Origin of the sequence: Thermanaeromonas sp. (assembly GCF_021890735.1) — a bacterium.
Lineage (GTDB): Bacteria > Bacillota > DSM-521 > Neomoorellales > Neomoorellaceae > Thermanaeromonas.
In genome coordinates this window covers 1-10,144 of sequence record NZ_JAKKUR010000061.1, presented here as the reverse complement: position 1 = coordinate 10,144, position 10,144 = coordinate 1, and the positions used below count along the sequence as shown (strand labels likewise).

The window sequence follows — 10,144 nt, the reverse complement described above, 5'->3', positions numbered from 1 at the left end:
TTAAACCGGCTTTGTCGTTGACAGGGGGATTTCTGTATGTTAGCATAAAGTAGGGATTGAAAAGTGAAAAGCACCTCATCTCGTGCGGAGCGGGGTAGAGGCGCGGCGTAGCAAGAGTACCGTACTGGAGTTTGGGGGGCGATGAGGGTGCGGGAAAGGGCTAGCCGCCGAAGTGGGCAGGTTGCCCGGGCCTGCCTGCTGGGCCGGTGCTAAACAAGTACCGGACTGTCACTATCCGAGAGGATAGTGGAGCGCTCCTCGCACGGAAGCTTCGAGATGAGTATTCTTTGTCCGTCCGGGGAAGCCGGAGCAAGAATGCTCATGGTTTCCCCTGTTTTTTATATGGAGGAAAAAGGAGTTTTATATGGAAGAAAAAGGAGGAAAACAAATTTGGTGGAAAAGATAAGAGTTGTAATTACTGGTGCAGCGGGAAAAATGGGGCGTGAAATGACCAAGGGCCTGTTAAATTCTCCTAAGGTAGAGGTAGTAGGAGCTGTAGATCTGGTTCAGGTAGGTAGGGACATAGGAGTTCTTAACGGTGTTTCCCCTGCGGGAGTTGTTATAAGCAATGACCTACCAAAGGTTTTGGAAGAGAGTACGCCTCAAGTTCTCGTTGATTTTACAGTGGCACAAGCGGCTTTAGAAAACGCCAAGCAGGCAGTTCTACGGGGTGTGCGCCCGGTAATCGGTACTACTGGCCTAACGGGAGAGGATTTAGAGGAGCTCCACATCCTGTGTGAAGAAAGGGGTATCGGTGCGATAATAGCTCCGAATTTTTCCCTTGGTGCTGTACTCATGATGCATTTTGCACGTCAGGCGGCACGTTTTTTCCCCCGGGTCGAGATAATAGAGATACACCATGACCAGAAGCTAGATGCGCCTTCGGGGACGGCATTAAAGACAGCCGAGCTTATGGCCGAGGTGATAACTGGAAACGACTCTGCTTTTGCCCAGGATATGAAGACCGGCCAATGGCTTAGGGAAAAGGGAGAGAAAATAGAGGGAGTAAGGGGCGGTAAATACCAGGGATTCCATATACATAGTGTGAGATTGCCGGGAGCTGTGGCCCACCAGGAAATAATTTTCGGCGGGCAGGGCCAGCTACTAACCATCCGACATGATACTACCAGCCGGGAAGCCTTCCTTCCAGGACTCCTGTTGGCTATTGAAAAAGTATTGGATTTAAAGGGGGTGGTATATGGTCTGGACAGGCTTCTAGACTTATAAAGCTTCAAGCACCTCCGATCCCGCCTGCACATATATTACAGTAGCAGAAACGAAATTAGGCGGGAGGTCGTTCCAGGGTGGCTCATGAGCTGGCGGGGATCAACGTAGCGCTTATCGGTGGCGATGCGCGCGAGCTAGTGCTCATAAAAGAGCTAGTCCGCCTGGGGGCAGAGGTAAAAGCAGTAGGGTTCCCGTCACTCCCGGAGATACAAGGCTGCATTTTGACCGGAGACCCCGTGGAGGCCGTCAGGGGTGCACAAGTCCTTATCCTTCCCGTACCAGGGGCTGATGCCCAAGGTAATATCCGGGCTGTTTTAACAGGTCAGACTTACAATTTGGGCGAGGGATGGGTGAGGGAGGTGGCAGCAAGCACCCCGGTTTTGGTGGGAGTGGCGAGGCCGGTCCTTAAGGAAGTGGCTGCAAGATATGGGTGGCGGCTGATAGAAACAGCGGAAATGGACGAAATGGCCATCCTTAATTCCGTCCCTACTGCTGAAGGTGCTATTATGCTAGCCATACAGGAGATGCCTATTACATTACACGGTAGCCAGGCTTTTGTCCTCGGTCTGGGCCGTACCGGTTTGACCTTGGCTCACATGCTAGCCGGAATAGGTGCCAAAGTTACGGTGGTAGACCGGGGAGCGGCGGACCGGGCTAGAGCCGTGGCTTTGGGCTGGCGAGCTATTTCGTTCGAAGAGCTGCCTCACTATATAGGCGAGGCTCAGGTAGTTTTCAACACAGTGCCCGCTTTAGTGCTTACACCTGCAGCGTTAAGCCATACATTGCCGGAATGCCTAATAATAGACCTTGCTGCGGCCCCTGGCGGTACCGACTTTGCTGCGGCGCAAATGTTAGGTAGAAAAGCTATACTGGCTTCCGGATTGCCGGGTAAGGTGGCTCCTAAAACGGCCGGAGAAATCCTTGCTTGCTTGTATCCCCGCTTGATATTGGAGAGCCTGGGACGATCGTAAGCCCTATCCGGAGGTGCTAGAAATGAGGCTTAAGGGCAGGAAGATAGGGTTTGCTGTAACAGGCTCCCATTGCACGATATCCAAGGTTTTGCCCGAGATTAAGAAGCTTATAAGCGAGGGGGCAGAGGTTTACCCTATCCTTTCACAGGCGGTTAGGGATACAGATACGCGTTTCGGCCTGGGGGCGTCCTGGAAAGGGGAGCTAGAAGCTTTGACCGGCCACCGGGCTATAGCTACCATTGTCGAGGCTGAACCCATTGGACCTCAAAAGCTTTTAGACGCCCTGATTATTGCACCTTGCACCGGAAATACCTTAGCTAAGCTGGCTAACGGGATAACCGATACGCCGGTTCTTATGGCTGCCAAAGCTGTCTTACGGAACCAGAGACCGGTTGTAATTGCCATCTCTACCAATGACGGTTTGGGGGCGAATGCTAGAAACCTGGGATTGCTTTTGAATACCAAAAATATATATTTAGTCCCCTTCAGGCAGGATGATCCCCACAATAAAGCTAATTCCTTGATAGCTGATATGAACCTGATTTTAGAAACCACCTTGGCTGCCCTGGCTGGGAGGCAACTGCAGCCGCTCCTCCTGGGCCCGGGAGGGGGTGGAGATAAAGAAGATGCTGATTAGGAGGGATAGGTAAAAGACATGCGCCGATTAAATGTAGCCGTAGTAGGAACGGGTGCGGTGGGCCAGACCATGCTACAGGTACTGGCAGAGAGGAATTTTCCCGTGGGTAAGCTTAAGGTACTGGCTACCAGCCGTTCAGCAGGAAAGACGGTGAAATTCAAGGGAGAGGATTATATCATCGAGGAGACCACTCCAGAGTCCTTTACCGGAGTCGATTTAGCCCTTTTTGCCGGAGGTGACGCGAGCAAACTTTTCGCCCGGGAGGCGGTGGCCCGGGGTGCAGTGGTTATCGATAATAGCAGCACCTTCCGCATGGATCCCGAGGTGCCCTTGGTAGTACCGGAAGTAAATCCGCAGGATGTACGGTGGCACAAGGGTATCATAGCCAATCCCAATTGTTCGACGATCCAAATGGTGGTCGTTTTAAAGCCCCTACACGACGCGGCCCGGATAAAGAGGGTCGTGGTGTCAACCTACCAGGCTGTATCGGGGGCCGGACAAGAAGCTATCGAAGAGTTACGGGAACAATCAGCACGGATATTGGCCGGGGAGAATGCAGGAGAAGGGAAAGTCTTCCCACATCAGATCGCCTTTAACTGCTTGCCACATATAGATATTTTTCTAGATAACGGGTATACGAAAGAAGAAATGAAAATGGTCGAGGAGACCAAGAAAATAATGGGAGATGATAGTATCCGGGTCACGGCTACTACAGTCCGAGTTCCGGTCTTCAACGGACATTCGGAAGCGGTGAACATCGAAACAGAAAGGAAATTGACAGCTGAAGAAGCACGGGACATCTTGGGCCGCGCTCCGGGGGTAATAGTGGTAGACGAACCTAAAGAAAAAATGTATCCTTTACCCGTTATGGCTTCCGGACGGGATGAGGTCTTTGTAGGACGCATCCGGGAAGACCTTTCCCTAGAGCACGGATTAAACTTATGGATTGTTGCTGATAATCTACGCAAAGGGGCAGCCACCAACGCGGTACAGATTGCAGAGCTATTGCTCAAAGAAGGGCTGCTTTAAAGAAAGCCTTGCCGCCTACCCGGGAAACGTAATATGGGGGTAGGGAAGGGGGGAACCTCTTTTGAAGGTACTGGTCCAGAAATTCGGCGGGTCTTCGGTAGCCCGGGCCGAAGACCGACGCCTGGTAGTAAGGCATATCCTCAGGGCCCGGGAAAAAGGCTACCAAGTAGTAGTAGTTGTTTCAGCCATGGGTAGGCGGGGAGCCCCTTATGCCACGGACACCTTGCTGGACTTGGTGGCGGGGCAAGACGTGAGCCCTCGTGACAGAGACCTTCTCCTTTCCTGCGGGGAAATTATAGCCTCAGTGGTATTGGCTGGTGCCCTAAGAGAAGTTGGTGTGCCGGTTATTTGCCTGACAGGTGCTCAAGCGGGTATCATAACCGATAGTAACTTTGGGGATGCAAGGATTTTGCGGGTGGAGCCCCAGCGGGTACTGCAGGAGTTAGATAACGGCCGGGTGGTTGTAGTAGCCGGGTTCCAGGGGACAACAGAAAACGGCGAGATAACAACTTTGGGGCGAGGAGGGAGCGACACTACAGCTGCTGCCCTGGGGGTGGCTCTAGGTGCGGAAGCCATAGAGATTTTTACGGATGTGGATGGGCTAAAGACAGCCGACCCCCGTATAGTATCTGACGCCCGCACTATAGAAACGGTTACCTATAACGAGTTGTGCCAGCTCGCTTACGAAGGAGCCAAAGTAATCCATCCCCGGGCAGTGGAGATCGCTCGGGAAAAGAATATCCCCTTGAGGATCCGTTCAACTTTTAGCGATAGCCCCGGGACCTTGGTACTACCGTGGCGGCCGGAAGCAAGCAGTGTAGCTATAAGCTGCGACCGTATTGTTACAGGTATAACCAACGTAGCTGGGCTCACACAGTTACGCGTTCAACTTGATACCGAAAGTGCAGCTCGGGAAGTTTTCTCTGCTTTAGCTGAAGCCAACATAAGTGTAGACTTTATCAACCTTTTCCCTAAAGAGGCTATCTTTACAGTAAGTAACAGTGTGGCCGAACGGGCCATCTTTTTGCTGGAAAATAGAGGGTATAAGGTATACGCGCGGCCAGGGTGCGCTAAAGTGGCAGCTGTAGGCGCGGGTATGCGGGGAGTTCCCGGAGTAATGGCCAGCATTGTTAATGCCCTGACCCAAGAGAATATTACTATATTACAGTCGGCGGACTCGTACACCTCCATATGGTGCTTGGTAGAAGAGGAAAATATGGAAAAGGCCGTACGGGCCCTGCATAGGCAGTTTAAATTAAGCGCCTGATTATTTAAGGGTTAAAATTTACCGGAGGTGATAGAATTGAAAGTAAAGTGGGGACGTATTCTAACAGCCATGGTCACACCTTTTACTGCTTCGGGGGAACTGGATCTGGAGGGAGCTAAGAGGTTAGCCAGGTACTTAGTCGAACATGGGAGCGACGGTTTGGTTGTTGCGGGAACTACCGGAGAATCGCCAACTTTAACCCATGATGAGAAACTCGCACTTTTTGCTGCCGTAAAGGAAGCGGTAGGAGACCGGGCTCAAGTGATTGCAGGTACGGGCGGTAATTCTACTGCAGCCAGCATTGAACTTTCTAAAGAAGCGGAGAAGTTGGGGATGGATGGTCTTCTTTTGGTAGTACCCTACTATAACCGTCCCTCCCAGGAAGGTCTGTACCGGCACTTTAAAGCCATAGCCGAAGCCACTTCCCTCCCCATAATGCTTTACAATATACCTTCCCGGACCGGCCGTAATATGGAGGTAGATACCACCCTTAAGCTTGCCCAGATCGATAATATTGTAGCTGTTAAAGAATCAAGCGGAGATCTGGATCAGGTTACCGCTATCCTACGGGGGGCTCCAGAAGGCTTCCTGGTATATAGTGGGGACGATTCGGCCACCCTTCCTATACTGGCGGTAGGGGGTTATGGCGTGGTCAGTGTCGCCGCTCACGTGGTAGGGGAGAAGATGCAGGCCATGGTTCAAGCGTATATCCAGGGGGATACGTTGCGTGCTGCAGCCATCCATCAGGAACTATTCCCTGTCTTTAAGGCTCTGTTTATAACGACCAATCCGGTACCAGTCAAGGCCGCCCTTAATATGATGAACCTGCCTGCTGGACCAGTGCGGCTTCCCCTGGTAGATGCTACAGAAGCGGAAAAAGAGAAAATTGCGGCTGCCTTAAAAGCGCAGGGTATATTATAACAGGGGCCTTGGAGCTTTTGCTTTCGGGGGTGTACATTGCTGATTGACTTTAAATAAGGTATAATACTACTAGCTGGTTGTAAACGGTGAACACAAGACCGGGCCGGCGGCGGAAGCCCGGTTTTTTATTGATATTGGGAAGCTTTCGGCGTTTTTTGGGAATAAAGGGGTGCTATTGAACAGGAACGGTTTCAGGAAGCGCGAGGGCCGGGTTTTTAACTGGTCGAATGGAGGTGGGTTAATGGTAGAAAATGGGCAAAAAATATCCCTTATTCCGTTAGGCGGCCTAGGAGAAATAGGGCGCAATATGATGCTTGTGCGGTATGGCGGTAACATTTTGGTTATTGATTGTGGCCTAATTTTTCCAGAAGACGAAATGTTCGGCGTGGATGTTGTGATTCCGGATGTCAGTTACCTCTTAGAGAATCGGCATATGGTGAGGGGGATCATTGTCACCCACGGGCATGAGGACCACATCGGAGCTTTGCCGTACGTATTAAAGGATCTCAATGTCCCTGTTTACGGAACAAAACTTACTTTAGCCTTACTGCAAGCTAAACTTAAAGAGTACGGAGTAACTGGATTCAGGTTACAACAGGTTAAACCCAGAGATGTTTTAAAGCTGGGTCCTTTCAGAGTAGAATTTATCCGGGTCAGCCACTCAATAGCAGATTCTGTTGGTCTTGCCATTCACACGCCAGTAGGAACTATTGTTCATACGGGTGATTTCAAAATCGATCACACCCCCATAGACGGTGAGGTGTTTGATTTTTATAAGTTTGCCCAGCTTGGCGAGGAAGGCGTATTGGTACTTCTGTCGGACAGCACAAACGTTGAACGGCCGGGTTTTACCATGTCTGAACGTGCAGTCGGGCAGACTTTTGATGAAGTATTCAGGAAGGCGAAGGAACGGATTATCGTAGCTAGTTTTGCGTCTAACATTCACCGCATTCAGCAGGTAATATCCATTGCCCACAAGTATAATCGCAAGGTGGCTATTGCTGGAAGAAGCATGCTCAACGTAGTAAATATTGCCTGTGAATTGGGATATCTTACCATACCTCCCGGTACCTTGGTAGAGCTGGATGAGATAGTTCACTTACCGAAGAACAAAACCGTTATTATTTCTACCGGAAGCCAGGGCGAACCCATGTCAGCACTGACGCGTATGGCTATGGCCGAACATCGTCAGGTAGAGATCATGCCCGGGGATACGGTGATCATCTCCGCCCTCCCCATTCCTGGAAACGAAAAACTGGTGGCCAGGATCGTGGATCAACTTTTTAGACAAGGAGCCGATGTTTATCATGAGGCGGTAGATGGGGTACACGTTTCTGGGCACGCTAGTCAGGAAGAGTTAAAGCTTATGATAAGCTTGGTGAAACCTAAATTTTTTGTGCCCATTCATGGTGAATACAGGATGCTGATAAAACACGCTAACTTGGCCCAAGAACTCGGTATTCCTCCAGAAAATATTTTTGTCGTCGAAAACGGTCAGGTGCTTGAATTTACCCGGGAGAAGGGATATATAGCTGGCCGCGTACCGGCAGGCCGGGTGCTAGTAGACGGTTTGGGTGTGGGGGATGTAGGTAATATTGTCTTAAGGGATCGGAAACAACTGGCCCAGGACGGTATTCTGATCGTTGTTCTCACCTTAAATAAAGATACGGGTGCTATTATGGCCGGGCCTGACATTGTATCCCGAGGGTTTGTTTACGTTCGGGAGGCAGAGGAGCTTATAGAGGAAGCTAAAGCTAAAGTCCGCCAGGCCCTCGATAGATGCGAGGAGAGAAAGATTACCGATTGGTCGACAATAAAAGCTAATGTGCGGGAGACTTTAAGCAAATTCCTTTATGAAAAAACGCGCAGGCGGCCGATGATATTACCGATAATAATGGAAGTGTAAGGGGTAAGGATTTAAAGTTCCTGGGGGAAGAAACTGATGGAAATAGGAGGCGTTTTTACCGGTTCTTCCGTATGGATAGATCTTTCACTTAAGGAACAGGAAAGCAAAAGGTATGGCAGCTTGCTATTTAACTTGCTTCTCTTACGAATGTTGGTTAGGCTGTTATCTCCATACGGTACGGAACATAAAGATAGTCCCCCTCGGGCACCTTCTCAACTTAAAAGGGAAGCTACACCTTCGATGGTAGCCGGGGTGACCGGAGGGTACCATCACCTCCTTGAGGAGGTGGCCAGAAAATACCGGTTGCCCCTAAATCTGTTACAAGGACTAGTTAAGGTTGAGTCCAACTTCAACTCCCGTGCAGTGTCACCCAGCGGGGCTCTAGGGTTGATGCAACTTATGCCCGAAACTGCCCGTGCTCTGGGAGTTAAAGACCCCTTCGATCCTTCGGAAAACTTGGAGGCTGGAGCACGTTATCTAAGGCAGATGTTAGACCTTTTCCGGGGTAATGTAGAACTGGCCCTGGCCGCTTATAATGCAGGTCCCGGCGTAGTCCAGCGCTACGGAGGTATACCGCCTTATAAGGAAACACGAGAATACATCGAAAGAGTTAAAGAGGCAGCCCGGAAGTTTGAAGCGTGGGGTTGATTGGGGTTCCCAGAAAACGTGTATTAAAAGAGGGAAAGCTGTTCAAATTTGTCCTCGGTCAGCCCTTCTACTTTCGTATCACAAAATTCCCTGGGCAGGTCTGGGTTCTTGCACCCACAAACCCGACAGGACAGCCCGTAGCGTGCAGAGATTTCTTTTATCATTTGATATTGGCGTAAGCGTATGGAGGCTGGAAGTAGCTTGGTTTTGGCCGAGGTAATAACTTTTTGCCAAGGTTGGCCCCGGTAATAGGTCAGTATAGTACGGGAGAGGGACGGCGGTAGTTCATTAGCCATCTGAAAGGCTACAGAGGGCCTTAATACCAGCGCACTCACAGACAAGCTGGTAACTTGCGAAACCTTAAGCCGTTTAACCAGGCTTTCCACCGCTCCTTCCGAAACAGCTACTCCGGGGATAAGGGGGTCCATCCTGACGCTGACTTCGATACCCGCGGCGGCCAATTTACGGATATTAGCTAGCCTTAAGAGAGGAGGCGCTGCGAAAGGCTCAAAAAGCTTTTGATAGTCGTCATTGAGGGAAACCAGGCCCACCCGCGCCTTAACCAACTCTCGGTGCCTAGCAAAAAGCTCCACAAAGTCAGGGGGTATGGTTCCCTTGGTGAGAAAGGAAATACCGATGCCGCGGCTAAGGAGGAGCTCCATTATTCGGTAGCTTATTTCCAGTACTTCATCAATTGGCGGGAAAGGATCAGAAGCTGTGCTAAAGGAAACCCACCGCGGCGGTCTTTTCTTCTTCTCAAGTTCCCTTTCCAGCAGTTCGGGAAGGTTTATATAAAGATGTATTTCTCCGGGAGGTGGTACATTAGGGAACCCGCGGGCGTAGCAATACACGCAGTAATGTGGGCATCCCCGGGTTACATTTATAGCCGGGATACCCTTGAGGCATCCGAAGGATGGTGCTTTAAGTGCGGGTGTTTTGCGATGTTCCTTAATTAAGCGGAATGCCACTCACGAGCCCTCCTATCCTTGACTTAAAGGGTCCTCCTGTTTTTAAATCCCTGTTACATTTTCTATTACCCTTTTATCCTATACTAATAAAAGCGATAAAAAATCGATAGACGGGAGGGCCATGATTGGATGAAAAATAGATATTCTAAGCCCAACGATAGAGGAAGTGGTGCGAATTCTGTTGAACCTTCTCCAGATAAACAACGGATGCCGGCTGAGCCGGATGGTCAGCGGCTAGAGAATATTAAAGAGTTAGGACAGATGAGCGTACCGCGGACTAAAAGCGAGATACATTGCCTTCCTATTGTAGGCCAGATTGAGGGACATTTAGTCTTGCCACCACAGAACAAGACTACTAAGTACGAACACATTATTCCACAACTTGTGGCAGTAGAACAAGATGAAGATATAAAAGGGTTGCTGGTGGTACTAAATACGGTTGGCGGAGATGTAGAGGCGGGTTTGGCTATCGCTGAGATGCTGGTGAGCATGTCCAAGCCCGTAGTTTCTTTAGTTTTAGGTGGTGGGCATTCCATAGGGGTGCCGATTGCACCCAAGTAGCGACTAACA

9 protein-coding genes, 1 pseudogene and 1 riboswitch are annotated in these 10,144 nt (G+C 50.2%); of the genes and pseudogenes, 9 read left to right on the top strand and 1 reads right to left on the bottom strand.

Going from position 1 to position 10,144, the window contains the following annotated elements:
* The first annotated feature begins 87 nt into the window (after nucleotides 1-87).
* Nucleotides 88-265: riboswitch (Lysine riboswitch) on the top strand.
* A 125-nt stretch (nucleotides 266-390) separates the two neighbouring features.
* The 8 genes from dapB (at nucleotide 391) to L5656_RS08745 (ending at nucleotide 8,606) form a co-directional block, all read left to right on the top strand.
* Nucleotides 391-1,227: a 4-hydroxy-tetrahydrodipicolinate reductase gene (gene dapB / locus L5656_RS08780; protein WP_366018180.1), complete on the top strand. Its 837-nt coding sequence runs from the start codon at nucleotides 391-393 to the stop codon at nucleotides 1,225-1,227.
* Between the two features lie 77 nt (nucleotides 1,228-1,304).
* A complete protein-coding gene (dpsA, locus tag L5656_RS08775) occupies nucleotides 1,305-2,198 on the top strand; it encodes a dipicolinate synthase subunit DpsA (protein WP_297201947.1) in 894 nt (297 codons plus the stop codon).
* Between the two features lie 22 nt (nucleotides 2,199-2,220).
* Nucleotides 2,221-2,835, top strand: coding sequence for a dipicolinate synthase subunit B (locus L5656_RS08770; RefSeq protein ID WP_297201944.1), 615 nt, complete (start codon nucleotides 2,221-2,223; stop codon nucleotides 2,833-2,835).
* Between the two features lie 18 nt (nucleotides 2,836-2,853).
* Complete coding sequence (locus tag L5656_RS08765) at nucleotides 2,854-3,864, top strand: aspartate-semialdehyde dehydrogenase (RefSeq protein ID WP_297201941.1); 1,011 nt, start codon at nucleotides 2,854-2,856, stop codon at nucleotides 3,862-3,864.
* 61 nt (nucleotides 3,865-3,925) lie between these two features.
* The gene (gene dapG, locus L5656_RS08760; RefSeq protein WP_297201938.1) at nucleotides 3,926-5,131 is read left to right on the top strand and encodes an aspartate kinase; all 1,206 of its coding nucleotides are present in this window, start codon (nucleotides 3,926-3,928) and stop codon (nucleotides 5,129-5,131) included.
* 36 nt (nucleotides 5,132-5,167) lie between these two features.
* Nucleotides 5,168-6,052 carry a 4-hydroxy-tetrahydrodipicolinate synthase gene (gene dapA, locus L5656_RS08755; protein ID WP_297201936.1) on the top strand — a complete coding sequence of 295 codons (885 nt, stop codon included), beginning with the start codon at nucleotides 5,168-5,170 and terminating at the stop codon, nucleotides 6,050-6,052.
* A gap of 241 nt (nucleotides 6,053-6,293) precedes the next feature.
* Nucleotides 6,294-7,958, top strand: a complete 1,665-nt coding sequence (locus L5656_RS08750) for a ribonuclease J (protein ID WP_297201934.1) — start codon at nucleotides 6,294-6,296, stop codon at nucleotides 7,956-7,958.
* Between the two features lie 36 nt (nucleotides 7,959-7,994).
* Nucleotides 7,995-8,606, top strand: coding sequence for a lytic transglycosylase domain-containing protein (locus L5656_RS08745; RefSeq protein ID WP_297201931.1), 612 nt, complete (start codon nucleotides 7,995-7,997; stop codon nucleotides 8,604-8,606).
* A gap of 23 nt (nucleotides 8,607-8,629) precedes the next feature.
* Here L5656_RS08745 and L5656_RS08740 read toward each other — a convergent pair whose 3' ends face one another.
* Nucleotides 8,630-9,574: an SPL family radical SAM protein gene (locus tag L5656_RS08740; protein ID WP_297201928.1), complete on the bottom strand. Its 945-nt coding sequence runs from the start codon at nucleotides 9,572-9,574 to the stop codon at nucleotides 8,630-8,632.
* 207 nt (nucleotides 9,575-9,781) lie between these two features.
* On the opposite strand from L5656_RS08740, the pseudogene L5656_RS08735 reads away from it, so the two are divergent.
* Nucleotides 9,782-10,126: pseudogene (locus L5656_RS08735) on the top strand (ClpP family protease); the annotation flags it as partial.
* Between the last annotated feature and the right edge of the window lie 18 nt (nucleotides 10,127-10,144).

What these genes read in the sequence shown, in the direction of transcription:
- L5656_RS08770 (WP_297201944.1), top strand. Translation starts at nt 2,221, where the DNA reads ATGAGGCTTAAGGGCAGGAAGATAGGGTTTGCTGTAACAGGCTCCCAT.
- L5656_RS08765 (WP_297201941.1), top strand. Translation starts at nt 2,854, where the DNA reads ATGCGCCGATTAAATGTAGCCGTAGTAGGAACGGGTGCGGTGGGCCAG.
- L5656_RS08750 (WP_297201934.1), top strand. Translation starts at nt 6,294, where the DNA reads ATGGTAGAAAATGGGCAAAAAATATCCCTTATTCCGTTAGGCGGCCTA.
- L5656_RS08745 (WP_297201931.1), top strand. Translation starts at nt 7,995, where the DNA reads ATGGAAATAGGAGGCGTTTTTACCGGTTCTTCCGTATGGATAGATCTT.